The 21,938-nt window shown below is 64.7% G+C and carries 24 protein-coding genes; 5 read left to right on the top strand and 19 right to left on the bottom strand.

All coding sequences use genetic code 11. The features are described from left to right. Nucleotides 1-6: 6 nt before the first annotated feature. Genes EJO71_RS25580 through EJO71_RS25570 form a run of 3 tightly spaced genes read right to left on the bottom strand, consistent with a single transcriptional unit; the run spans nucleotide 7 to nucleotide 1,200 of the window. Nucleotides 7-570, bottom strand: a complete 564-nt coding sequence (locus EJO71_RS25580) for a hypothetical protein (protein ID WP_125951348.1) — start codon at nucleotides 568-570, stop codon at nucleotides 7-9. Nucleotides 571-609: 39 nt separating this feature from the next. Then, nucleotides 610-852: a hypothetical protein gene (locus tag EJO71_RS25575; protein ID WP_125951349.1), complete on the bottom strand. Its 243-nt coding sequence runs from the start codon at nucleotides 850-852 to the stop codon at nucleotides 610-612. 6 nt (nucleotides 853-858) lie between these two features. Further along, complete coding sequence (locus EJO71_RS25570; protein WP_125951350.1) at nucleotides 859-1,200, bottom strand: hypothetical protein; 342 nt, start codon at nucleotides 1,198-1,200, stop codon at nucleotides 859-861. A 337-nt stretch (nucleotides 1,201-1,537) separates the two neighbouring features. Here EJO71_RS25570 and EJO71_RS25565 point away from each other — a divergent pair, with 337 nt between their 5' ends. From EJO71_RS25565 to EJO71_RS25550, 4 genes are read left to right on the top strand one after another with little or no spacing between them, the layout of a single operon-like run. Next, nucleotides 1,538-2,026 carry a hypothetical protein gene (locus EJO71_RS25565; protein WP_125951351.1) on the top strand — a complete coding sequence of 163 codons (489 nt, stop codon included), beginning with the start codon at nucleotides 1,538-1,540 and terminating at the stop codon, nucleotides 2,024-2,026. Continuing rightward, the gene (locus EJO71_RS25560) at nucleotides 2,023-2,469 is read left to right on the top strand and encodes a regulatory protein GemA (RefSeq protein WP_164546903.1); all 447 of its coding nucleotides are present in this window, start codon (nucleotides 2,023-2,025) and stop codon (nucleotides 2,467-2,469) included. The genes EJO71_RS25565 and EJO71_RS25560 overlap by 4 nt, the downstream gene beginning before the upstream one ends. Next, nucleotides 2,466-2,897 carry a Mor transcription activator family protein gene (locus EJO71_RS25555; RefSeq protein ID WP_125951353.1) on the top strand — a complete coding sequence of 144 codons (432 nt, stop codon included), beginning with the start codon at nucleotides 2,466-2,468 and terminating at the stop codon, nucleotides 2,895-2,897. The genes EJO71_RS25560 and EJO71_RS25555 overlap by 4 nt, the downstream gene beginning before the upstream one ends. Nucleotides 2,898-2,902: 5 nt before the next feature. Then, the gene (locus EJO71_RS25550; RefSeq protein ID WP_125951543.1) at nucleotides 2,903-3,283 is read left to right on the top strand and encodes a phage protein NinX family protein; all 381 of its coding nucleotides are present in this window, start codon (nucleotides 2,903-2,905) and stop codon (nucleotides 3,281-3,283) included. A 531-nt stretch (nucleotides 3,284-3,814) separates the two neighbouring features. Here EJO71_RS25550 and EJO71_RS25545 read toward each other — a convergent pair. From EJO71_RS25545 to EJO71_RS34440, 15 genes are all read right to left on the bottom strand, one after another. Then, on the bottom strand, nucleotides 3,815-4,030 hold the full coding sequence (locus EJO71_RS25545) for a 4-oxalocrotonate tautomerase family protein (protein WP_125951354.1): 216 nt from the start codon (nucleotides 4,028-4,030) through the stop codon (nucleotides 3,815-3,817). Between the two features lie 37 nt (nucleotides 4,031-4,067). Further along, the gene (locus EJO71_RS25540) at nucleotides 4,068-4,805 is read right to left on the bottom strand and encodes an SDR family oxidoreductase (RefSeq protein WP_125951355.1); all 738 of its coding nucleotides are present in this window, start codon (nucleotides 4,803-4,805) and stop codon (nucleotides 4,068-4,070) included. Nucleotides 4,806-5,043: 238 nt separating this feature from the next. Continuing rightward, nucleotides 5,044-7,842 (bottom strand): isoleucine--tRNA ligase, encoded by a 2,799-nt coding sequence (gene ileS / locus EJO71_RS25535; protein ID WP_125951356.1) that lies wholly within the window; start codon nucleotides 7,840-7,842, stop codon nucleotides 5,044-5,046. Nucleotides 7,843-7,887: 45 nt separating this feature from the next. Next, on the bottom strand, nucleotides 7,888-9,240 hold the full coding sequence (locus EJO71_RS25530) for an MFS transporter (RefSeq protein WP_125951357.1): 1,353 nt from the start codon (nucleotides 9,238-9,240) through the stop codon (nucleotides 7,888-7,890). Beyond that, nucleotides 9,237-10,376 carry an acetylornithine deacetylase gene (argE, locus tag EJO71_RS25525; protein ID WP_125951358.1) on the bottom strand — a complete coding sequence of 380 codons (1,140 nt, stop codon included), beginning with the start codon at nucleotides 10,374-10,376 and terminating at the stop codon, nucleotides 9,237-9,239. Before argE ends, EJO71_RS25530 begins: the two co-directional genes overlap by 4 nt. Then, nucleotides 10,373-11,485 carry an amino acid dehydrogenase gene (locus EJO71_RS25520; protein WP_125951359.1) on the bottom strand — a complete coding sequence of 371 codons (1,113 nt, stop codon included), beginning with the start codon at nucleotides 11,483-11,485 and terminating at the stop codon, nucleotides 10,373-10,375. The genes argE and EJO71_RS25520 overlap by 4 nt, the downstream gene beginning before the upstream one ends. A 61-nt stretch (nucleotides 11,486-11,546) precedes the next feature. Further along, nucleotides 11,547-11,681 carry a hypothetical protein gene (locus EJO71_RS34980; protein ID WP_276311684.1) on the bottom strand — a complete coding sequence of 45 codons (135 nt, stop codon included), beginning with the start codon at nucleotides 11,679-11,681 and terminating at the stop codon, nucleotides 11,547-11,549. Between the two features lie 77 nt (nucleotides 11,682-11,758). Then, on the bottom strand, nucleotides 11,759-12,448 hold the full coding sequence (locus EJO71_RS25515) for a Rieske 2Fe-2S domain-containing protein (RefSeq protein ID WP_125951360.1): 690 nt from the start codon (nucleotides 12,446-12,448) through the stop codon (nucleotides 11,759-11,761). 23 nt (nucleotides 12,449-12,471) lie between these two features. Next, nucleotides 12,472-13,197, bottom strand: a complete 726-nt coding sequence (locus EJO71_RS25510) for an alanyl-tRNA editing protein (protein ID WP_125951361.1) — start codon at nucleotides 13,195-13,197, stop codon at nucleotides 12,472-12,474. Nucleotides 13,198-13,235: 38 nt separating this feature from the next. After that, nucleotides 13,236-14,156, bottom strand: coding sequence for a DMT family transporter (locus EJO71_RS25505; RefSeq protein ID WP_125951362.1), 921 nt, complete (start codon nucleotides 14,154-14,156; stop codon nucleotides 13,236-13,238). Between the two features lie 92 nt (nucleotides 14,157-14,248). Next, the gene (locus EJO71_RS25500) at nucleotides 14,249-14,557 is read right to left on the bottom strand and encodes a DUF1330 domain-containing protein (protein ID WP_125951363.1); all 309 of its coding nucleotides are present in this window, start codon (nucleotides 14,555-14,557) and stop codon (nucleotides 14,249-14,251) included. Between the two features lie 71 nt (nucleotides 14,558-14,628). Beyond that, the gene (locus tag EJO71_RS25495; RefSeq protein ID WP_125951364.1) at nucleotides 14,629-15,456 is read right to left on the bottom strand and encodes a hypothetical protein; all 828 of its coding nucleotides are present in this window, start codon (nucleotides 15,454-15,456) and stop codon (nucleotides 14,629-14,631) included. A 67-nt stretch (nucleotides 15,457-15,523) separates the two neighbouring features. Next, on the bottom strand, nucleotides 15,524-16,516 hold the full coding sequence (locus tag EJO71_RS25490; protein ID WP_125951365.1) for a class I SAM-dependent methyltransferase: 993 nt from the start codon (nucleotides 16,514-16,516) through the stop codon (nucleotides 15,524-15,526). Nucleotides 16,517-16,794: 278 nt separating this feature from the next. Then, entirely contained in the window at nucleotides 16,795-17,634 is an 840-nt protein-coding gene (locus EJO71_RS25485) for an AraC family transcriptional regulator (RefSeq protein WP_125951366.1), read from the bottom strand. Nucleotides 17,635-17,781: 147 nt separating this feature from the next. After that, complete coding sequence (locus tag EJO71_RS34440) at nucleotides 17,782-17,925, bottom strand: hypothetical protein (RefSeq protein WP_164546904.1); 144 nt, start codon at nucleotides 17,923-17,925, stop codon at nucleotides 17,782-17,784. A 4-nt stretch (nucleotides 17,926-17,929) separates the two neighbouring features. Between EJO71_RS34440 and EJO71_RS25480 the strand changes: the two genes are divergently transcribed. After that, on the top strand, nucleotides 17,930-19,621 hold the full coding sequence (locus tag EJO71_RS25480) for an acyl-CoA dehydrogenase family protein (RefSeq protein WP_240651517.1): 1,692 nt from the start codon (nucleotides 17,930-17,932) through the stop codon (nucleotides 19,619-19,621). On the opposite strand, the gene EJO71_RS25475 is transcribed toward EJO71_RS25480, so the two are convergent. After that, complete coding sequence (locus EJO71_RS25475) at nucleotides 19,608-21,893, bottom strand: molybdopterin-dependent oxidoreductase (RefSeq protein ID WP_125951544.1); 2,286 nt, start codon at nucleotides 21,891-21,893, stop codon at nucleotides 19,608-19,610. The two genes, EJO71_RS25480 and EJO71_RS25475, sit on opposite strands and share 14 nt — an antisense overlap. Nucleotides 21,894-21,938: the final 45 nt, after the last annotated feature.

Below are 21,938 nucleotides of genomic sequence, written 5' to 3'. Positions count from 1 at the left end.
AACAAACTAGCGTGCCTCTCGGGCCATCGACGCCTGCTTGCAACTTTCGACAAGTCCCTCAAGGCCCATGACGACTGCGGAGAACGGCTTCCCAGCTCTAAGGAAGATGCCTGTTTGCGTGTCGTACTCGGCAACGAGGCGCTCGAACACATTGATTGCCAAAGCCGTGAGCCGTCGCAGACCGAAGGCGAGCTGGACTATTTCGACGTCGGGCAGTTCATGGATCGGCATCGCCTTCGCCGCGTCGTATACGTCGCCAAATGGCTCCTTGGCCAAGAACAACGATCTGCGGGTCTGCTCGTCGGTCTCCGCAGTCACGAGCGCGGTTCGGGACTCGATCTCCAACATGAGCAGCCGTGCGAGGGTGGCGATCACCTCGATCAGCGCTCGTTGCTTGTCTCGCTCCACCTCGGCTGCGTGCTTGCGCGTCGCTCTGATCTGTGCCACCGCGATGCCCCCGGCGACAGCCAGAGCTGTGATGGCGCCCCAGGCTTGCACCCACGATGCACATTCGCTCCTCGACAAGCCGATGTTGATCAGCATGCAGGTCTGTCCGATCTCGTAAGCCATCTCTGCCTCCAGTGTTCGATGGATGCAGTATCGCCCGCGTCAGTCTTCGAGGTCGAACTGTCCCTGCAGCGTTCGAATGATCCGCGCGATGTCGCGCCGATGAGCGCTGCGGTCGGTCAGTATCGGCACCGTCCAGGTCGGACCGCCTTCACCATCGCCTCCGGTACCGACAACGCCCCCACGATGCACATCGGTGAGCAGCCCTCGAAGGTCGGGGATCGCCTCAATCCGCTCAATCAACATCTGCTGCAGTTGCGCGGCAGTGCGAGAGGGCTTGGACATGGCGGCTTACTGAAACGGAGCCGCTCGCACGGCCTGCAGAGTCGCATGCATTCGGTGCATTGGCCAAGGTTCGGCAGTTTCCATCTTGGCCTCTGGGCTGCGCTCTTCGGCCAAGGCGAGGGCTTTCGCAATGTTCGTGGCCGCGAGCCAATGCTGCCCTCGAAGAACTGCTGCCATTGCCAGGAGCAAGAACTCGGTTTCCCACAGATCTGGGGCATGCCTCTCCTGCTCGATTGCGTTCAGAACCACCTCGATCGCGTCTTCGACGCTCTTCTTTCGTTGTGCCGGATTCAGCCCGTGAAGCTGATCGCTGGTAGGTATCGCTGCGTTCAATCCTTGGATGTTCATGCGGGCTCCTTCAGAGTGGGTCGCCAATGTAGCAGGGGGACCGCGTGATGCCCTTCTATCGAATCCCAGGGGGCGGCGTGATCCACATGAGAGGCGCCAAGCTGCCGGCGCCATGCAGCGAGCAACTGCTGCTCGATGGGCAACTGGTGCTATGTGCCTACCCCAGCGAGTTTCTCTGTGATGGCCCTCGTCAAGACGCGCACGGCACCTGCGATCGCCCGCTGTGCCCACGTCATGCAACCCAGGTCGGCCCCGATAGCCACCTCTGCCCGCGCTGCCGCACCGAGGCCATCGAAGGGATCGGCCAGCGCAGCCTTTTCACTCACCTGATCGAGCCATGAACCCTCCTGAATTCATCAGCACCGAACCTTGTGTTTTGCATCCGTTGCCACCCGATGCGTGGCAAGGTCGTTGGGCCATCGAAGGTGGCCGCTGGACCGACTGGAAAGAGTCGACGGAGGTCGCCTGCCGTGAAGCAAAGGCCCAGTTCCCTGACACCTACGAATGCCGCGCTCTCTACGCGTCGGCATCAGCAGCACGGACATCCAAGGGCACAACCGACGACGATGTCGCATTGCTCCATCGCGCCCTGCAGATCGCAGATGACGCGATGTTCGATGTGCTGCAGGTCAGTTGCGTGGACCAAGACGGTCACGACCTGGTCTTGGGACTCACCAACGCCAATGCTGTCGAGGTTCACTCCCTTACCGAGGCCGATGAGTACCTCGTTGAGGCCTTCGAATGGCTCCAGCGGCGCGGGTACGTGGCGCTGGCGAAGGACTCGTCGGGCGAACACATCGTCGTGGAGCGGAGGCCTGGCGAATGAGCAAGCTAGCCCGCGACCATCGCAACTCCGACCTGGCCAAAATCCACCTGGCCAAGAAGCAGCTCGCCATGAGCGACGAGGACTATCGCGACATGCTGTGGACACAGGGCCGCGTCCGCAGCTCCAAAGATCTCGATCACGTTGGCCGCGCCAACGTGCTGGAGTACCTCAAGAAGATCGGCTTCAAGACCATCGCGAAGCCCGGCGGCAAGCGGCCACGGCGCCCGGTACCGCCAGCAGACAAGCTGAAGCTCATCCGCCGGATCCGCGCGCAGCTCATCAGCCTCGATCGCAAGCCAGACACCTACGCTGATGGCATCGCGAAGCAGATGTTCGGTGAGCAGGCGCCGGATTTCTACGAGTGGTGTAACCACGACCAGCTGCATCGTCTCTCCGCCGCGCTGGGCGTTCAGCAACGCCGGGAAGGCGCCGCCACGCAATGAGCCACAAAGCGGTCAACGATGGGCAGTTCAGCTTGTTCGACGAGACGGTGCAACTGCGCCAGATCGAGCACGTCGACTCCTTGCCGAAGACCGCTCAGGCCCTGGTCGACGTGATCGGTATCGATGCCACCATCGACCTGGTCAAGATGTTCGCCGGCGACGAGATCAAGATCCCAGAGGTGGTCGACGGCACGTCGCGCATGTGGGCGGTGTTGGTCGAGTGCGTTGGGCGCGAGGCGGCGGTCCAGCTCGTCGGTCGGTTTGGCGGCGTCAGTGTGTACGTCGCGAAGTGCGAGGCCGCATTGAAGGTGCATCGGAACCGCGAGATCATTCAGAGCTACGATGCCGGTGAGCCCTTCGATGCGATCCGCCGGAGGTACAAGTTCAGCCGGTCCTATCTCTTCCGGCTGCTTAAAAAATCTGTTTGAAGACCATGAAAACTGCTGAACTGACTGGTGTTGTGCTCGACTTCTGGGTTGCCGAGGCGGAAGGCTATGAACCCGTGTCCGGCAAGACGATCCCAAAGGGGGACTTCATGTGGAAAGCGCCTCGTGCGATCAGTCCGGCTGTCGGCTGGATGAGCCACAAGTTCTCTCAGGACTGGGCGTTGGCCGGTCCAATCATCGAGCGGGAAAACCTTTGCGTCGCGCCTAATGGGCGACCAGGAAGCGGTTGGCATGCCCTGGTGAAGACCACTGGGGGATTCCTTTCTGACGAGTACCAAGGTCCGACACCGTTGATTGCGGCGATGCGGGCCTACGTGGCGTCCAAGTTCGGCGAGGAAGTGGCTGACATGCCTGACAGGTCAAAGTAGCTTGACTGGGTGAAGCGGCGCGCGATATCTTGGTTATCCACAGGCGGATTTAGCCAGACAAAAAGCCCCTGAAAAGGGGCTTTTTTTCGGTTGCTGCGTGCGAGTTTGGTGCGAGTTCTGCCTAAATGGTGGGCAAATTGCGTGCGAGTTCGAACTCCTCCCTTGTTGAGCCTTCTAGAAAATCTCTTGAGATTTCAATGAGTTACCCAACTCGCACGCCACATCTGAACTCGCACGGTAGCGTGCAAGTTGGGCAGGAGCGGGGACGTGGTGGGGCCATCCAGAGCTATGGCAGCAGGACCGCTCCACCAAGGGAGTCCCCTGGGGCGGGCGCGGTCTTTCAGGGCTACTGGCCGAGGCATCAGACGGGGCGCAGGGGCGCATTGCCATGCGTCCGCGAGGGTTGGCCGCCTCAACAGTCCAGATGGCCCCAAAAGGCCCGATTTCATTGGGGCGGCCCGTTTCTTCCGGCCACTTCCCGGATCTTCCCGGTCAGTTCAGGGGCATGCGTCCGTTCACAGTGGGTCTGGCCTAGCGACTCTTCGGCGCCTGCTCCTTGCGCCGCTGTGTCGTGGTGACACCGGCGAAGCCCCAGTTGTCGGTGTCGATTTCCTCGATGGCGATGTGAGTCCACTCCGGCGGCTTGTGCAGTACGCGTTCCAGCGTCTCGGTGACCTCCTTGATGACCTGGGCCTTCTGCTCGGCGGTGTTGCCTTCACGGGTGATGCGGATGCTGACGAATGGCATGGTGTGCTCCTTGGATGTGTCGATGGAAGAGGGCGCTTCAGCGGCCCGCGCTGAAGCCGCCGTCCACCGGCAGCACCGTGCCGGTCACGAAATCCGCGTTGACCAGGTAGAGCACCGCGTCCGCGACCTCGTCCACGCTGGCGATGCGGTTCAGCGGCGCCAGCTTGCCCAGGAAGTCGTGCGATTGCGGCGCATGCATCGGCGTATCGACCAGGCCCGGCGCGACGGCGTTGACGGTGATCCCGTGCGGCGCCAACTCGAGCGCCAATGCGCGCGTGGCCTCGTTGATGCCGCCCTTGAGCGCCACGGCCAGCAGCGCCGGCACGTTGCTGTGCGGCTGCATCGCCAGTGCCGCCGTGATGTTGACGATCTTGCCCCGCTTGCGTCCGATCATGTGGCGAGCCGCTTCCTGCGAGGCGTACAGCACGCCCTTGAGGTTGGTGGAGATGTTCTGCTCGATTTCCTCCGGGGTGAACTCCACGAAGGGCTTGGCGGTGAAGATGCCGGCGTTGTTCACCAGCACGTCCACGTGGCCGAAGCGGGCGATGGCCTGTTCGAACAGGTGCCTTGCGGAGTCGGGCTGGCCGGCATCGGCCGCGACGGCGAGGAAGCGGTTTCCCGCATCCAGCTTCCTGGCGGCCGCCTGCAGGCGCTCGATGGAGCGGCCGGTGCCGACCACGTTGTAGCCCTGCTTCAGGAAAGCCTCGGCCAGGCCCAGGCCGATGCCGCTGCTGGCGCCGGTGATGACGACGGTGTTGTGTTCGGAGTTGCTCATGGTGTACCTCATGCTGGTTGGGTTTCAGGAAGGCCGGCGGCGGGTTTTCGTTATCGCTCGCCGGTTGCATGAAACTGTATTGATTGCATGAGATGCAAAAAATAGGACTCCAATCACTTGTATTGATACATGGAGTAATAGATGGAGGGATGTGCACGGGCGATCCGGCACGGCTCCGCCGGCGGAGGCGCCGAAGCCCGTTGGTTGGCCGGCGCTCCTGTCCCGCCGGCCCTAGGCCCTATGTACCGAGCAGCTCCGGAAACCCTGCCAGAACCGTCCTGCACCGGTCGCAGAGCATTCCCTCGTCGCCATCGGTGTCCCCATCCAGCGAAGCGTCGTGCCTCCAGCACCTTCTGCAGCGCAGCGATGCGGTGCGCCTGACCTTCACGTCGACGCTGCCGGCTTCCTTCAGGGCCACGTCGGCGACGATGAAGATCGACGGCAACTCAGAGTCCATGAGGGAAAGCGATTCGACGACTTCGGCAGGCGCCTCGATGACGACGCTGGCTTCGCCCGAGCGGCCGATGGCCCCCGAGGATCGGAGCTCCTCGATCGCTTTCATCACGCTCGGTCGCAGCTGCCTCGCATGCCGCCAGTACTCCAGTTCCGAAGCCGCTTTCGGGTCGTCGCTCATGCGGGGTGGCATGGCTTCGTCCCAGGTGTGGAGGAACACGCTGTCCTCCGCGTCCCCGAGCAGCACCGTCCAGGCCTCTTCGGCCGTGAAGCTGAGGATGGGCGCCACGAGCAGCAGAAGGTTCTTCAGGATGGCGTGCAGCGCCGTCTGCGCGGATCGCCTTTCGCGGCTGTCGCGCGCGCTGGCATACAGCCGGTCCTTCAGCACGTCGAGATAGAAGCCGCCGAGTTCCTCGGCGCAGTAGCCGTGCACGAGCCGCGTCACGGCGACGAAGTCGTAGTCGCGGTAGCCCTCGCGGCATTGCGCGGCAAGCTCGCGGCAGCGAACCAGCGCGTGCCGGTCGACGCTTTCGAGATCGCTCACGGGCACCCGATCGGCGTTTGCATCGAAGTCCGACACGTTCAGCAGCAGGAAGCGGATCGTGTTGCGGATGCGCCGGTACATCTCGACGACACGGTCCAGGATTTCTTCCGACACGGAGATGTCCGTCGAATAGTCGGTGCTCGCGATCCACAGCCGGATGATGTCCGCCCCTCGCGTGCTCGCCACCTGCTGGGGGCTGACCGTGTTGCCCAGCGACTTGCTCATCTTCTTGCCGTTTCCGTCGACGGCGAAGCCATGCGTCAGCACTGCCTTGAACGGCGCGCGGCCGTCCGCCGCGCAGCCCGTCATGAGCGAGGAGCCGAACCAGCCCCGGTGCTGGTCGGAGCCCTCCAGGTACAGGTCCGCCGGATAGCCGTGCGCGTCGGGGCGCCGCGCGTCCCTGTACACGGTTGCGTGGATTGAGCCGGAGTCGAACCACACGTCGAGGGTATCGGACAGTTTTTCGTACTCCGACTCATCCACGCCCAGGTCCGCGGGACTCAGCCGAGTCCAGGCGGAAATGCCTTCGAGCTCCACGCGCCGCGCCACTTCCTCTATGAGGCGCGCGGTCTCGGGGTGCAGCGAGTTGTCGCTGCGCCTGACGAAGAACGCGAGGGGAACGCCCCATGTGCGCTGGCGCGAGACGCACCAGTCGGGCCGGCCGTCGATCATCGCTTCCATGCGCGAGCGGCCCGAGGCCGGGTAGAACGGCACGTCGCTGATCGCCTCGCGCGCGGTCTCGCGCAGCGTGCGCGCGTCGCCTGTTGCGGGGCGGTCCATGGCAATGAACCACTGGGTCGTCGAGCGGAACAGGATCGGCGTCTTGTGGCGCCAGCAGTGAGGGTACGAGTGCTCGATGCGCTCCTGCCTGAGCAGCGAGCCGTCGGCCTTCAGCATTTCGAGGATCGCCTTGCTGCCTTCCTCGAGCGACATGCCACCGATGGCAGGCAGGCTTGCTACGAAGCGGCCCGCGCCATCGATCACGTTGTCTCCGGTGATGCCGAGGCCGCGGCACAGCTCGAAGTCTTCTGAGCCGTGCGCCGGCGCGAGGTGGACGAGGCCGGTGCCGGTGTCCAGCGAGACAAAATCGGCGGCCACCAGGGGCACCGAGACGTCGTGCAGCGGATGCTTCAGCATGAGTCCGACCAGGTCGGTGCCGGAGGCAGTCGCGCAGAGTTCGTGCTCGACTCCGAAGGCCTGCAGCAGCTTCCCGCCGGTTTCCGCTGCCAGCACCAGCAGGCCATCGGGTGTGTCGTACAGGCCGTAGCCGGCCTGCGGGTCGAGGCCCACGGCCGCATTGCCGGGCAGCGTCCAGGGCGTCGTGGTCCAGATCACGAGCCGGGCCTGCTTGCCGGGTTCGGGTGCGCACTTGAAGCGCGATGCGAGATCGACGGCATCCACGACCCGCATCCCGACATAGGCGGTCGTCGAGCGCTTGCTTGCGTATTCCAGCTCCGCCTCGGCCAGGGCCGACTGGCAATCGACGCACCAGTTCACCGGCTTCTGGCCGCGAAACAGCAGGCCGCGCTGCCGGATGCGGTCGAGAAAGCGGATCTCGTTGGCCTCGGTCTCGAAATCCATGGTGCGAAAGGCCCTGTCCCAGTCGCCGAGCAGGCCCAGGCGCAAGAAGTCCTTCTTCTGGCTTTGTGTCTGCGAGAGGGCGTATTCACGACATAGTCGCTGCACCTGCTCGGTCGGCAGTCCCCGGCCGTTCGTCTGTTCGATGCGGTGCTCGATGGGCATGCCGTGGCAGTCCCAACCGGGAATCCATTGCGAATCGAAGCCATCGAAGAAGCGGCTCTTGAAGACCATGTCCTTGAGCACCTTGTTCACCGCGTGCCCGATGTGGATGTCGCCGTTCGCATAGGGCGGGCCGTCGTGCAGCACGAACGGCGGGCGTCCCGCGGCCGCCGCGCGCATCCGCTCGTAGATGCGCAGCCGGGCCCAGCGCTCGACCAATGCCGGCTCGCGCCGGGGCAGGTCTCCTTTCATCGGAAACGGGGTCGTCAGCAGGTTCAGGGTGTTCTTCAGGTCTGGCATGTGATGGTTTGTTCTTGTCGAAGGAAGCGATCGGCGGCGTCGGCCTCAATCCCTGTTGCGCAAGGCCGAGCCGGCGGCCAGCAGCGCAATGAGGCTCGCCGCCGCCGCGAACACCACGTACCAGGCAGGAGCGAGCGGATTCCCGGTCCGCGCGATCAGCGCCGTTGCAATGAACGGCGCGAAGCCTCCGAAGATCGTGACAGCGAAGTTGTAGGCAATGGAAAGGCCCGTGGACCTCACCTCCGGCGGATAGAGCTCCGCCATGGCAGCGGGCGCGGGGCCGGTGAAGCCGGCGATCAGCACAGCGAAGACGAGCAGCACGATGGTCAGGGTCGAGGGATTGGGCACGGCCGTGAGAAGCCACAGCGCCGGATAGGCCAGCACGAGGATCGCGGTGGCGAAGCCGATCAGCAGGGGCCTGCGTCCGATCCGGTCCGACAGCGCGCCGAAGAACGGCGCCAGCACCACCAGCACCATCAGCCCCGCGCCATTCGCCCACAGCGACACGCTTTGCGGCAGCTTCAACGTGCGCACCGCATACGTCGGCATGTAGACGAGAAAGAAATAGGTGCACACCGTCCACACGATGGTCACGCCGAAGCCGGCGATGATCTCCTTGCGGTAGGAGCCGAGCGCCTGCTTCAGCGGTGACGCCTGCCGGTGCACCGCCTTCGCCTGCCGGAAGCTCTCGGGGTCCTGGGTCCGGGTGCGGATGTACCAGCCCACCGGTCCGATGATCAGCCCGAACAGGAACGGAACCCGCCATCCCCATGCCTCGAGCTGTTCCGGGGTCAGCACGTCGGTGAGCGTCGCGCCGAATACCGAACCCAGCAGCAGCGCGCCGGCCTGGCTCGCCTGCTGCCAGCTCGCGAAGTAGCCCCTGCGGCCCTTGGGCGCGTGTTCGACGAGAAATGCCGTCGCGCCGCCGACTTCGCCGCCGGCGGAGAAGCCCTGGATCAGCCTCGCCAGCACGAGCCACACGGGCGCCCAGAGGCCGGCGTCGGCGTACGTCGGTGCGAAGCCGATCATGGCCGTGCCCAGTGCCATCAGCAGGATCGTGGTGGACAACGCGGCCTTGCGCCCGCGCGAATCGCCGAGCGAGCCCAGCACCACCGCGCCGATCGGGCGCATCACGAAGCCCACGCCGAAGGTCGCCACCGTCAGCAACAGCGAGGAGGTCTCGTCGCCAGTGGGAAAGAAGAGCCTGGAAATGGTGAGCGCGAAGAAGCCGTAGACGGCGAAGTCGAACCACTCCAGCGTGTTGCCGATGACCGCCGCAAGAATCGTCCGGCGCGTGGCGTCCTGGGCTTGTGCGCCCTGTGCCGCTGGGGCGTTGGAGGAGAGGGGCGCGAAGTTGCTGCTGGCGTCCGCCAGCGCGGCTGCGTCGAGATTTTTCATGCTGTCTTGAGAGTTGAAGTGGAACGCGCGGCAGGCCTGGAAAGCGCCCAGGCGCCGGCCGATTGCATGAAGCGGTCGGCTGCCAGCAGCTGGGTCGCCGAGATCCATTCGTCGGGCTGGTGCGCCTGGACGATGGAGCCCGGGCCGCACACCACCGTCGGGATGCCGACCTGCTGGAAGAAGCCCGCCTCGGTGCCGAAGGGCAGGTCGGCCTCGGGCCAGAGCGCTCCGAGTTCGCGCGCCACCGAGACGGCCGTGTCGTTGTCGCGCGCCGACAGCGCCGGCACGCCGGCGACCTGCATCGCCTGGACGGTGACGCCCGCGGGAAGATCGGCCAGCGCCTCGCGGACCGTGGCGCGCACGAGCTCGGCCGCCGCCTCGTCCTGCGGGCGGAACTCCCACAGCACCTCGCAGCAGCCAGGCACGATGTTGATCGCGGTGCCTCCGTCGATGCGGCCGATGTTGATGGTTGCCTCGCCGCCTTCGCTGGCAAGGCGCCGCCGCAACCCGGCCAGGCGGGTGACCAGGTACGCGGCCGGTTCGATCGCGCTCGCGCCGAGCGACGGATCGCTCGAATGCGCCGGCAGCCCCGTGAAGATCGCCCGATGCCCGAAGAAGCCGCGATGCCTGACGCCGACCCGCATCTCCGTCGGCTCGCCGATGATGGCCAGCGCGGGCGACGGCACCTGGGTCTTCAGCTGCTCCACGAGTTGCGGAACGCCGAGGCAGCCGATTTCCTCGTCGTACGAGAAGGCGAGGTGGATCGGGCGACTCAAGGCGTGCTGCCGCCACGCGGGCACGGCCGACAGGCATGCGGCGATGAAGCCCTTCATGTCCGCCGCGCCGCGGCCGTGGAAGCGGCCGTCGCGCTCCGCCAGCTTGAAGGGATTGGCGCTCCAGTTCTGGTCGGTCACGGGCACGACGTCGCTGTGCCCCGAGAGCACCATGCCGCCTGGCGCGTCGGGGCCGATGCTGGCAAGCAGGTTCGCCTTCCGCTTGTCCTCGTTGTGCACGAGCTGCACCTTGACGCCGTGCCCCGCGAGGTAGTCGGCGATCCAGTGGATCAGGTCGAGGTTCGATCGATGCGAGGTCGTGTCGAAGGCCACCAGGGTGCGCAGGATTTCGATGGTGTTCATGCGACACGCTCGGCCAGGGGACTCCTGGCGCTGTTGTTGCCGTTATTGCCGTTGCTTCCGGCGGTGTCGGCGTGGCCGCCGCCCAGCCGCTCCTGCACGAGCCGCATCGCCGCGGCTTGCGTCGGCGTGCCGGTGCGGTCCGCGAGTTCGAAGACGCGGTGCAGCGTGGCGCCGATGGCTTCCACCTGCGCATCCACCTTCGCGCGGTTGAAGCCCTCGTGCTCCGAGGCCACGCGGATCAGCCCGCCCGCGTTGATCACGAAGTCCGGCGCGTACAGGATTTCCATGTCTCGCAGCTGCCTGCCGTGTTCGTCGCGGGCCAGCTGGTTGTTGGCGCCACCGGCGATCACCCGGAACTTCATCTGCGGCAGGGTCCGGTCGTTCACGACGGCACCCATCGCGCAGGGCGCGAACACGTCGGCCTGCGCGGCGTAGATCGCATCGGGTTCCACCACCCGCGCATCGAATTCGACGGAGGCCCTGCGCGCGAGTGTCCCGTCGACGTCGGTCACCACGAGGTGCGCCCCGGCGCCGGCGAGCAGCCCGCACAGGCTCCAGCCGACGTTGCCCAGGCCCTGCACGGCCACCGTCAGCCCGCGCAGGTCGCGGCCGAGCCGGTGCGCGACGCTGGCGACGATGCCGTGATAGACCCCCAGCGCCGTGGTCGGCGAAGGATCTCCCGTGCCGCCCAGAGCCTCCGGCAGGCCGACCACGTGCCGCGTGCTCTGCCGCACCCAGGCGAAGTCGTCGACGGTGGTGCCCACGTCCTCCGCCGTTATGTAGCGGCCCCCGAGGCGGTTGACCGCCACGCCCATGGCCCGCAGCAGCTCGGGTGTCTTGCTCTTGCGCGGGTCGCCGATGATCACCGACTTGCCGCCGCCCAGGCCGAGCCCGGCGGCCGCGGCCTTGAAGGTCATGCCGCGCGACAGCCGGAGCACGTCTCGCAGGGCGGAGGCTTCGTCGGCGTAGGGGTACATGCGGCAGCCACCCAGGGCCGGCCCGAGCCGGGTGCTGTGGATGGCGATGATGGCCCGCAGCCCGACCCGGTCATCGGATATGAAAACGACCTGTTCGTGGTCCGCGAAGGACTCGGTGGAAAAAACTGTCATCTGGTTCTTCTTGAATTTCGTGTGAACGAGCGCGGACCGGCTTCAATGCAAGGCCGCCGCATCAATACCCGCGGAAGCGGGATAGAAACAGCAACAGGCGACGTAGATACAGCAGCAGCTCCACTTGGCGGACATCGAGATCCATGCCCGATAGGGGAAGGACTTCAGAGCTTGCCTGGCGAAATGATTGCGTCATGTGTTGGCCTCGCTTTGAGGTGCAGCATGACAGGAGGAAGCACCGTTATATTGGCGAAAATTTCTCTCGGCAGAAGATCAGGAGAGAGATTTGCGATCTGCGTTTGTCTGGCTGCCAGAGCCGATCTCATCGAAGAGTCTTTGGTACTCATCGAGTGCAAGGTTCCGCAGGGATTGATGATTTTCGAGATCGGAGTTCAGCTTGATGACCGAAATATCAAACTGTCCTGCATCGGCAGAATTTTCTGGAAGAAGTTTGAACAAGGGAGCCGGATCGCCTTGCCCATCCGATTCCATCGCCAACGAAATACCGGGTATCGCAGGCTCACCATCCGGGATCAGGCAAGTCCAGACAAGGCCGTGCCGTTCGACGGCGGGAAACATCGTGACCATGAAGCAATCCGCCGTCTTCGGCGCGAGCTTCTCCGGCACCTTCGTGCATTGCCCGTCGGAGCCGAATCGCAGCCCGTGGTAGGCGCAAACCAGTTCCTCTCCCTCGATGCGGCCGCCGCTCAGGGGCAGCCCGCGATGCGGGCACATGTCGCGGCCGACGCGGATGCCGTCGGGCAGCCGGTAGACGACCAGCCGCAGGTTCAGCACCACCACCTGCCTGGGCTTGGCGAGCGCGGCGTCGGCGCGGCAGACCGGAAACCATTGCCTTGCCAGAACAGGCCAATCCTGTTCGGAATAGGTGCAGTTCGAAGGAACAAAGCCCTCGGGCAGGGGGCGTGAGGAAGCCGCTTCTTTCGATGCTTCGACTTGCTGCATGTCTTCCCCGCCTCTGTCTCTGTCTACTTGACCAGGCCGATCCGGATTCTCCGGTTGTGCTGTCCCTTGTTCTCGATCTTCAGGATGCGCAAGGGAGCCGACTGCGAAGTCTTCGTCAGGTGCGTTCCACCGCAGGCCTGCCGGTCGAGGCCGACGATCTCGATGATGCGCGTGGTGCCGTCGGCCTGGGCGGGCGGTGCGACCGAGCGGCTGCGCAGCACGCCGGGTTCGCGCGCGAGCGCGGCCGAGTCGAGGTACACCGCGTTCACCTGCAGGCCGTCGGAGATCAGGCTGTTGAGCTGCGGCTCGAGCTTGCGCAACTCGTTGTTGTCGACCGCCGGCAAGTCGAAGTCGATACGGGCGGTGCCGTCTGCCGCCATCTGCACGCCGGTGACCAGCGAGCCTTCGAAGCGCTGGTAGACGAGCGCGTTGAGGATGTGCAGGCCCGTGTGCAGCTGGCTCATCATCGAGCGGAAGTCCTGGTCCACGCTCGCGACGACCTTGTCGCCCGGCGTCTTGCCGATGTCCGCCTCGTCGAAGAAATGCCAGGCGTTGTTGCCCTCCATCTCGATGCGGTCGATCTTCACCTCGCTGCCGTTCCACTGCAGCGTGCCGCGATCCGCCAGTTGCCCGCCGCCACCCGGATAGAAGTAAGACTTGCTGAGAAGAACTGCATTCGGCCGGCGCGCAATGACGTCGGCCTCGAATCGGAGGCAATCGGGTTCGATATGGCAAAGGTAAGGAGACATGAATTCCTCGGGTTGTGCGGGATGCTTTTTTTGCTTGCTCAGGAAAAACGCCGGGCTGTCACGATGCCGGCCAGGATGATCACGGCGCCCACGAATTCGGTGACGCTCAGGTATTCGTGGAACAGGTACGCGCCGAACACGGTGGCTATGACAGGCTGTATCAGCAGCGTGATCGACGACATCGCGGCTGGCAGCTTGGCCAGCGCATAGGCAATGAGGCCCTGGCCTCCGACATGCGAAACCACCGCCAGCGCCACCAGCATCAGCACGCCGTGAAGCGTGTGCGGAACGAGCGATTCGCCGCGCAGCAGCGTGATGGGCAGCAGCACGATGAACGTGCCCACGCTGCTCCATGCCATGACGGTCATCGTCCGGTAGTTGGAGCGCACGAGGCTCACCGCCAGCAGGTAGGAGCCGTAGAAGACCGCCGTGAGCAGCCCCAGCAGATTGCCCGCCATGTAGTTGGAGCCGAAGTCGAGGCGGTGGCCTATGAGGATGAACGCGCCGGTCAGCGCGAAGAGCATTCCGAACAGGAAGCCGCGCTTGAACCTCTTTCCGAGAAAGATGTTGGAGCCGAGCACCACGAAGATGGGCGCGAGGTTGGCCAGCAGGTTGGAGTTGGCCAGCGTGGTCAGCGTCATCGACCAGTGGTAGAGCGCCAGGTTTCCCGAGAAGATGAAGCCGACAAGAATGAGCTTGACCGGAATGGCCGGCAAGCGTTGCTGTCCGGAGGATGGGCTGCCCGTGGCCACGGGCTCGGCCCTGGCCGCAAGCATGTCGAGCAGGAAGAAGATCGGGATAGCAAGGGCAACCCGGTAGACCGCGCTGGCGGTCGGGGGCAATTCGCTGTGGCGCAGGAATACGCCGCCCAGCGCCAGGGCCGCTGCGCCCAGCAGCAGCGCAACGAATGAGAAGAAGCTGCTTTTCGAGGCAGCCGGTAGTGCGATGGTTGTCGTCATGTTCTGTTTGATACGACCGAGTCTCCATCGGTCGTATCGCTCGGTTTGTTGTGAATGATCTGGAGGACAGACATGGCGGCGAAAGCGAAGAGCTAGGGCCGTAGAGGCTCTTCGAAGCCTTCGATCACCATGAGCTGCATGTCGACCGCGGCGTCTTTTCTCAACCCTTTTGCATGGGTGTATTCCGGTGATTCGTAGAACTTCTTCGCCGCGTCCGCTGTCTTGAACTCGACAAGAACCACGCGCCTGTCATCGTGAGCGCCTTCAAGGTGCATGCGCTCGCCTCCCCGCGTCAGAAACCTGCCGCCGAACTTCTCGATGATCCCGGGCGTGAGTTGCTTGTACTCGTTGTATTGGTCCGGATCCACGATGGACATCCGGCCAATCAGATAGGCGACCATGTGGCTACCCGATCCGCTTCAGTGGTGGTGAACGCCGTGTCCGAGCGTGGATGGATCCAACCGCCCGTGGACTAGACGTAGGCCACCTTGCGCTGCGACTGCGCGGCGGCGGCGACGCCGGACTGCAGCAGGGCTGCGTCCAGAACGTCCCAGAGGCCGGTCAGCGAGTCGAGGAAGTCGTCCGCGCCTTCGATGACCAGGTGGGCGTACTCCGTCTTCAGCGCGAGCTCGACGGCGGTGCGTGCGTTCTGCTCGTGGTGCTGCTCGGCGCCGACTTCGCCCCAGTGCTCCAGCAGGTAGTGCATTTCGGGCACCTCGAGATCGGCGTTGTAGATGCCGCTGTCCACCAGGCAGTACTTCTCGCCCGGAATCAGCTGCTGGTTGGAGATCATTTCCAGCGCCAGCGTGGTGCCGAGGTTGCGGTAGGTGTTCTCGATGTCCGTCAGCTTGCGGTGGTCGAACACGCCGATGGCCTTGCGGACCTGCGTGGTCAGGCCGGTTTCCATGTCGTAGCCGGGCAGGGAGCCGAGCAGCTGGTCGGAGAAGGCCTTGAGCTTCGCCTCGACTTTTTCCTGGTTGTAGAGGTCCGCGAACACCGGCTTCTCGGCCGACTGGTTGATGATGTATCCCGCCATCGTTGCCAGCTCGGGGCCGTGGCCCGATTCGCTTTCGACGATTTCCTCGAGCAGCTCGCTTTGCCTGTGCAGCCCGTGCGCCTTCAGTGCGTCGGGAAAGGCCCATCCCGGACGCGTCGACGCGCAGAAGCTCTGGATCTGGTGGAAAAGTGCCCCGACGACGGGCGGCTCCGGTTCTACCTTCGCCCAATTCTTGAAAATCGGGTGCGAATAGCAACGATGACTTTTAACTCTTTCGACCAGATCGGAAATGGTAACGCTCATTTCTTTCTCCTAATTACGGTTGGTTAAAAAACGCCATGGGGAAAACGGAAGAAATTGAATTGCTTGATTACTTGCTTGCCATCAGCATGCGCCCTCCAGGGTGATCGAGTACTTCGATCCGCACATTGGAAAATCCAGCGCGGAACAATTTTTCAGACCATTCTTCTTCGCTCAGAAGCCTCCTGGACATGAAATGGTTGTGAAGGTGGTTGAATGCCGCGGCAAACGGTTTTTCCCAATTGGATTGGGCAACCGGAATTGCATCGACGATGATCAGCGTGCCCTTGATCGCATGGGCGCAGCAGGCGCGCAGCAATGCATCGAGCGTTTCTTCCTCGGCGGGAAGAAGGTCGTGCATGACGAAGCCCGCGTGGATGATGTCGGCGTCCTTGATGAGCGACGCGTCTTCCACGAGCACCTGGATGGGGGCCGTCACGAATTGCAGCCGGTCGCTCATGCCGGCGTCCTTGGCGGCCTGGACGGCCTGCTCGGTGGCCGATGCGCTCAGGTCGATGCCCACGCCCGTGGAGCCGGGAATCTTGCGCAGCATGCGGATCAGGAAGCCGCCCGAGCCCGATCCAAGATCCACGATTTTCTTTGGTGCCATCGCGACGATGGCGTTCTCCGGCTGGGGGTAGAAGGATTTTTCCCCCATCCATTTCGACGTCCGGGCAACCAGGCCGCCGCTGCGCGGATATTTGGCTTGCGCCTCCTCGTTGCGTTCCGAGAATTCCTTCGCGTTGTTGATCAGGGGCGCGCAGGCGCGAAGCGCCCAGGAAAGGTATCCGACCTCGTTGATCAATTCATCGAAATTGCTGCCGACCTTGTAGGTCGGCGGTGCCTTGGTGCCGAGGTCTTCGATGATGCCGGCCTTGCTCAGCGAATCGAGGTAGGCCGAAATGACGGATTCCTTGATTCCGCAGGACCGGGATGCGGCCGCCGCGTCCACGATCGGCGATTTCTGGAGGAAATCGATGACTCCGTATTCAGCGCCTATTTCCAGCAGGATTGCGGAGCCTGCGAGAGAAGAACCAGTAATGCCGCGATCAACATTTTGCATGGGTCACCTGTGGGTTAAACACTATTGAAAACGAACTGATTACTTTGCTATGGCCGAAACCATTTAGTTGCACGATAGTCAGCGCGCCGGAACCCGTATTGGCAAAAATTGCGGCATAGCAGCATGCGCAAAGAAAGAAGCCCCGAAAGAATTCGATCGGTCGGGGTGAGGGCGGTGCAGGCGAATAAAAGCCGGCCCGGCGCGTTCATCCCGCGCGAGCCGTATGGATGGGAAAAGTGCAGGCCCTCGGCGCGTACCGCGAGGGGGAATTCAGCGGGTCAGTTGATCCGCGCGCGGACGTACTGCAGGGGCGTCATGCCGAAGGTGCGCTTGAAATGCCGGGTGAGGGCGCTCTGGTCGTAGAAGCCGCTCGCCACGGCCGCCTCGATGAGCGGCCGGCCTGCGGTGAGATGACTGAGAGCCGCCCGCAGACGCAGCTGCGTCAGGTACATGTGGGGTGTCAGGCCGATGAGGCGGTTGAACGCGCCGATCAGCTGGAAGGGCGTCAGGTCGGCGGCCGACGCCATCTGCTCGAGCGTCAGTCGTTCTGCAAAGGCATCGCGCAGCAGTTCGAGAACCGGTGCGAGCACGCCGCGGTCGGCCGGCACCGGAAGCACGCGCTGGCCCGGCTGCGCGTGGTTCTGGAAAAGCGTTCCGAAGCTGTGGACGAAGAGCTCCTGCTGTCGCAGTGGATCCCATTGATCGCTGTCCCCGTCGAAGGCCCGATGCAGTTCCAGGAAGCTGGCGATGAGCTCCGGGTCGCTGAAGATGTTGGAACCAAAGTATCGGGTCTGGTCGATGCCCAGCGTGTTCATCAGGTGCCTGATGCCCGGGTCGGCGAGGTAAAGCGCCCGGTATCGCCAGCGTGTGCTGCCGCCCATGCGACCCGAATGAGGCTCGGAAGGATTGAAGACCAGCAGCGCCTGCTGCTGGGCGATGCCCGTGCGGCCGCGGCTCTTGAATTCCGCGCCGCCCACTTCGGTGACCGCGATCACGAAGGAATGGTGCACGTGCGGCGCGTATTCGTGCGTGGTGAAGTCGGCGTGCAGCATGTCCATGCCGGGGATGCCGGATGCATGCCAGTAGCGCGACGTGTTCAGAGGGTCCAGCTTGGCCAACGAAAACCTCCGTTTGGATCAGCGGTTGCAACGCACCCTTCGTTCAACCGGTCGATGGCACCTGAATGGTGAGCAGGGCCGTCTCGTTCCGGTGATTACAGCGCGATCTTGGGTGAAGCGGGGAGCTTCCGGTCGCGATACCTTGCTTCAAGCAAACGCTATGCCATTCCTGCAGGCAGGCTTGCGTGCCGTTCGTGCGCGATGCCCGATGCGGGAAAGATCAGGTTCACGAATCGCGGCGAATGATTCACCATGCTGCGCGGCGCAAAGCCATTCCATGGAGATCTTCATGAACATGCCTCTCGAGAGCACAGAACTGGCGTTTCAGTTTTCGCTGGCCGACGGCGTCGAAACGCACAAGGTATTCAACCAGGCCGAGCCCTGCATCGGCCACAACGCGTTCACGGGCGACGTGGCTCTACGGGAACTAGCTCGCAAGCATGCACCATGGAGCATTCCGAACGCGACGGCTCTCGGTGCATTGGCAGGCGACGAGCAGGTGCAGGACCTCGCGCGACTGGCCAACGAGCACAACCCCCAGCTGCGCACGCACGACCGCTTCGGCAACCGGTTGGACTGGGTCGAGTTCCATCCCGCGTGGCATCAGCTGATGAGCCTGGCCTTTGCGCATGGCGTGCCCGGCCTCGCATGGACGACCAGCGAACAATCAGGCCACTTCGCGCGCGCGGTGCTGAGCTACCTGTGGAACCAGGTCGAGAACGGCACCGGCTGCCCCACCGGCATGGCGTACGCCGCGTGCGCCGGCTTCGAAGGGCGGCCTGAATTCGCGCTGTGGCGAGAGAAGACGCTCTCGGGCCAGTACGACCCGCGTCGCCTTCCGCTCTCGCAGAAGACTGGCGCGGTGATCGGCTATGCCATGACCGAGAAGCAGGGCGGCTCCGACCTGCGCCAGACGCAGACCACGGCTGCCTTCATCGGCATCGACAACGGCGTGCAGGTCTACAGCATCACGGGCCACAAGTGGTTCTTCTCGGTGCCGACCTCCGATGGCTTCTACACGCTGGCGCGAACGCAATCGGGTGTGAGCTGCCTCTTCGTTCCGCGCTTTCTTCCGGACGGCAGCGCCAACCGCGTCGCGGTGCAGCGCCTGAAGGACAAATGCGGCAACCGCTCCAACGCGTCGAGCGAGGTGGAGTTCAACAAGACCTGGGCGATGCTGGTCGGCGAAGAGGGGAGTGGCATCCGCGAGATCCTCACGCACGCGCACCTGACGCGGCTGGACTTCGCGGTCGGCTCGGCGGGCCTCATGCGACAGGCGCTGACATTGGCGATAGGCCACGCATCGACGCGCGACGGCTTCGGCAGACGCATGGCCGACCTGCCCATGCAGACCAACGTGCTGGCCGACCTCGCGCTCGAAAGCGAAGCCGCCATGCTGTCGGCGATGCGCGTCGCGCGCGCGACCGACGGCATGGTGTCGAACGAACGCGAGCGGCTTCTTGCCCGCGTGGCGACACCGGTGGTCAAGTACTGGAACTGCCAGCGCGCGACTTACTTCGTCTACGAGGCATTGCAGGTGCACGGCGGCAACGGCTTCATCATGGAGAACCCGATCGCGCGGCTGTACCGCGAGGCGCCGCTCAATTCGATCTGGGAAGGCACGACGAACATGATGTGCATGGACGTGGTGCGCGCACTGGGCCGGGAGAAAGGCGCGCTCGATGTGTTCCTGGACGAGGTGTCCGTGCCGGAGGCGGCCGGCAATGCCGCGCATGCGAAGTTCATTGCCGGGCTGCGCGACGATCTCGGTGCGGGTGCGATCGACGAAGGCAACGCGCGCGCCATCGTGACGCGCATGGCCCTTGCGCTACAGGCGAGCGAGATGCTCAGGCACAGCGACGGTGCGGTCGCGCAGCGCTTCGTCGAATCGCGATTGGGCGGCCATCACGCCGGCGTGATGGGAACGCTCGTCGCGGGAGCGGACCTGCGAGACATCGTCTCGCGCGCCGCACTCAACGGGCGGTGAAGCCCGGCGGGTCGTAGGCCCGGATCGGAGGCAGCGCTTCGTCGAAGCGCTCGATCTGCACGGTGCTCAACTGCCCGGCGCATCCCTGCGCCAGCGACGATGTCCCGATGTCGCGCGTGAGCACGTTCGGATTGCCGTGCGCGCACATCGGCCTGTTACTGGCGTCGAGCACGGGGTCGTACCAGGCGCCCGTGGGCAGTTGCACGACGTCTTCGCGCATGTCCGTGCACAGGTGCGCGCTGGCCAGGCAGGCGCCGACCTCGTTGAAGAGGCGGACGATGTCGCCCTCGCGGATGCCGCGCGCGGCCGCCGCCGAGGGGTGCATGGTGCAGACCTCGCGCCCGTTGCGCTTGCTGGCCTGGCTGTGGGCGCCGAAGTCGAGCTGGCTGTGCAGCTTGGTGTGCGGCTGGTTGGCCACCAGCCATAGCGGGTGGACCGCGTCAGGCGCGAACTTCGGCGGCAGCCATGCCGGATGGCCGGGACAGTCCGCGTAGCCGAAGCCCGCCACCGTGGGAGAGCTGACCTGGATCTTTCCGCTGGGAGTGGCCAGCCGCGCGCCTTCGGGGTCGTTGCGGAATGCGCGCAGGATGCCGCCGTCGTCGTCCCGCTGCGGCAGCGTGATCTCGCCGCGCTGCCAGAAGGCCTGGAAGTCCGGTGCTTCGAGGCCGAGTGCCTCGAGGCCCGCGCGCGTGCGCTCGTACAGGTGCGCGAGCCATTCGCGGGTGCCTCGTCCTTCGCTGAAAGCTTCGAGCCCGCCCAGGCGCCGAGCCAGGTCGCAGAAGATGTCGTAGTCGTCGCGCGCGAGCCCGTGGGGCTCGCAGACGCGGTGCATGGCCACCATCAGCGGATCGGTGGGCGTGGCGCCGATGTCCTCGCGCTCCAGGGTCATCGTGCAGGGCAGCACGATGTCGGCGTGGCGGGCGGTGGCTGTCCATGCGATCTCGTGCACGACGAAGGTGTCGAGGGTACGGAAGGCCTCGCTCAGGCGCCGCAGATCCTGGTGGTGATGGAACGGGTTGCCGCCGGCCCAGTAGGCGAGCCGGATGTGCGGATAGGTATGGCGCTTGCCGTTGTAGTCGAAGGGCTGGCCGGGGTTCAGCAGCATGTCGCTGATGCGGGCCACCGGAATGAATGCCTTGACCCCGTTGTCGCCCTGGGGCAGCGCCGCGGTGGGTACGGCGTTGTTGCGCTTGCCGTAGTGCGCCAGGGTGCCCAGGGCGTAGTTGTAGCCGCCGCCGGGCAGGCCGGGCTGGCCGAGCGCGGCTGCCAGCACCGCGCCCATCCATACGGGCTGCTCGCCGTGCTCGGAGCGCTGCAGCGAATGCGAGACCACCACCAGCACGCGCTTGCCGACCAGGTCGCGGGCCAGCTGCGTCAATTGCGCCGCGGGCAGCCCGCAGATTGGGGCGGCCCAGTCGCAGCTCTTGGGCACGCCGTCGCTGCGCCCCATGAGGTAGTCCTCGAAGGTGTTCCAGCCGTCGCAGTAGCGCTCGATGAAGTCGCGGTCGTGCGAACCGTCGGTCACCAGCTGGTGGACGAGGGCCAGCATCAGCGCGGTGTCGGTGCCCGGCACGGCGCTCAGCCATTCGAAGGCCGCTTCCTCGGGAAGGTCGCTCTTCAGCGGGCTGATGGAGACAAAGCGGCAGCCTCGTGCCGCGGCCGAGCGCATGGAGTCGCGCTCGACGTGCCGGCTGATTCCGCCCGAGGCCACGCGCGAGTTCTTGAGCGCCATGCCCCCGAAGGCCAGCACCACGTCGGTGTGCTCGACGATCTGCTCCCAGGTCACGTTGCGCCTTGCCACTTCCTCCATGGTGCCGACGACGTGCGGCAGCATCGGGCCCGAAGCGCCGGCGCTGTAGCTGTTGACCGAGCGCACGTAGCCACCCAGCGTGGTGTTCAGGAAGCGATGGACCTGGCTCTGCGCGTGGTGAAAGCGCCCCGCGCTCGACCAGCCGTAGGAGCCGCCGAAGATGGCCTCGCAGCCGTGCTCGCGCTGCACGCGCCGCAGTTCGGCCGCCAGCCTGTCCAGGACCTCGTCCCAGGCCATGGGAACGAAGCTGTCTTCGCCGCGCCGCGCATCGGGGCCCGGTCCGCGCTCGAGCCAGCCACGGCGCACCATGGGTGTGGTGACGCGTGCGCGGTGGTGAATGGCGGTCGCGAAGTTCTCGATCAGCGGATTCGGGTCCGGGTCGCCGGGATATGGCCGCACGACCAGCGCCCCGTCTTTCCAGCCCGCGGAGAAGACGCCCCAATGGGCGCTGTGCGGGCGCATGGCAATGCCGGCTTCCGGCGCGATGGTGGACAGGGGCACCTGGGA

It is taken from the genome of Variovorax sp. 679, from assembly GCF_003952185.1.
Lineage (GTDB): Bacteria > Pseudomonadota > Gammaproteobacteria > Burkholderiales > Burkholderiaceae_C > Variovorax.
This window is presented reverse-complemented; position numbering and strand designations above follow the sequence as displayed.

What these genes read in the sequence shown, in the direction of transcription:
- EJO71_RS34440 (WP_164546904.1), bottom strand. Translation starts at nt 17,925, where the DNA reads ATGAAGATCTCCATGGAATGGCTTTGCGCCGCGCAGCATGGTGAATCA.
- EJO71_RS25510 (WP_125951361.1), bottom strand. Translation starts at nt 13,197, where the DNA reads ATGTCTCCTTACCTTTGCCATATCGAACCCGATTGCCTCCGATTCGAG.
- EJO71_RS25515 (WP_125951360.1), bottom strand. Translation starts at nt 12,448, where the DNA reads ATGCAGCAAGTCGAAGCATCGAAAGAAGCGGCTTCCTCACGCCCCCTG.
- EJO71_RS25550 (WP_125951543.1), top strand. Translation starts at nt 2,903, where the DNA reads ATGAAAACTGCTGAACTGACTGGTGTTGTGCTCGACTTCTGGGTTGCC.
- EJO71_RS25555 (WP_125951353.1), top strand. Translation starts at nt 2,466, where the DNA reads ATGAGCCACAAAGCGGTCAACGATGGGCAGTTCAGCTTGTTCGACGAG.
- EJO71_RS25545 (WP_125951354.1), bottom strand. Translation starts at nt 4,030, where the DNA reads ATGCCATTCGTCAGCATCCGCATCACCCGTGAAGGCAACACCGCCGAG.
- EJO71_RS25520 (WP_125951359.1), bottom strand. Translation starts at nt 11,485, where the DNA reads ATGACAGTTTTTTCCACCGAGTCCTTCGCGGACCACGAACAGGTCGTT.
- EJO71_RS25490 (WP_125951365.1), bottom strand. Translation starts at nt 16,516, where the DNA reads ATGCAAAATGTTGATCGCGGCATTACTGGTTCTTCTCTCGCAGGCTCC.
- EJO71_RS25540 (WP_125951355.1), bottom strand. Translation starts at nt 4,805, where the DNA reads ATGAGCAACTCCGAACACAACACCGTCGTCATCACCGGCGCCAGCAGC.
- argE (WP_125951358.1), bottom strand. Translation starts at nt 10,376, where the DNA reads ATGAACACCATCGAAATCCTGCGCACCCTGGTGGCCTTCGACACGACC.
- EJO71_RS25500 (WP_125951363.1), bottom strand. Translation starts at nt 14,557, where the DNA reads ATGGTCGCCTATCTGATTGGCCGGATGTCCATCGTGGATCCGGACCAA.
- EJO71_RS25560 (WP_164546903.1), top strand. Translation starts at nt 2,023, where the DNA reads ATGAGCAAGCTAGCCCGCGACCATCGCAACTCCGACCTGGCCAAAATC.
- EJO71_RS25480 (WP_240651517.1), top strand. Translation starts at nt 17,930, where the DNA reads ATGCCTCTCGAGAGCACAGAACTGGCGTTTCAGTTTTCGCTGGCCGAC.
- EJO71_RS25570 (WP_125951350.1), bottom strand. Translation starts at nt 1,200, where the DNA reads ATGAACATCCAAGGATTGAACGCAGCGATACCTACCAGCGATCAGCTT.
- EJO71_RS25505 (WP_125951362.1), bottom strand. Translation starts at nt 14,156, where the DNA reads ATGACGACAACCATCGCACTACCGGCTGCCTCGAAAAGCAGCTTCTTC.
- EJO71_RS25495 (WP_125951364.1), bottom strand. Translation starts at nt 15,456, where the DNA reads ATGAGCGTTACCATTTCCGATCTGGTCGAAAGAGTTAAAAGTCATCGT.
- EJO71_RS25565 (WP_125951351.1), top strand. Translation starts at nt 1,538, where the DNA reads ATGAACCCTCCTGAATTCATCAGCACCGAACCTTGTGTTTTGCATCCG.
- EJO71_RS25475 (WP_125951544.1), bottom strand. Translation starts at nt 21,893, where the DNA reads ATGCGCCCGCACAGCGCCCATTGGGGCGTCTTCTCCGCGGGCTGGAAA.
- EJO71_RS25530 (WP_125951357.1), bottom strand. Translation starts at nt 9,240, where the DNA reads ATGAAAAATCTCGACGCAGCCGCGCTGGCGGACGCCAGCAGCAACTTC.
- EJO71_RS34980 (WP_276311684.1), bottom strand. Translation starts at nt 11,681, where the DNA reads ATGACGCAATCATTTCGCCAGGCAAGCTCTGAAGTCCTTCCCCTATCG.
- ileS (WP_125951356.1), bottom strand. Translation starts at nt 7,842, where the DNA reads ATGCCAGACCTGAAGAACACCCTGAACCTGCTGACGACCCCGTTTCCG.
- EJO71_RS25575 (WP_125951349.1), bottom strand. Translation starts at nt 852, where the DNA reads ATGTCCAAGCCCTCTCGCACTGCCGCGCAACTGCAGCAGATGTTGATT.
- EJO71_RS25580 (WP_125951348.1), bottom strand. Translation starts at nt 570, where the DNA reads ATGGCTTACGAGATCGGACAGACCTGCATGCTGATCAACATCGGCTTG.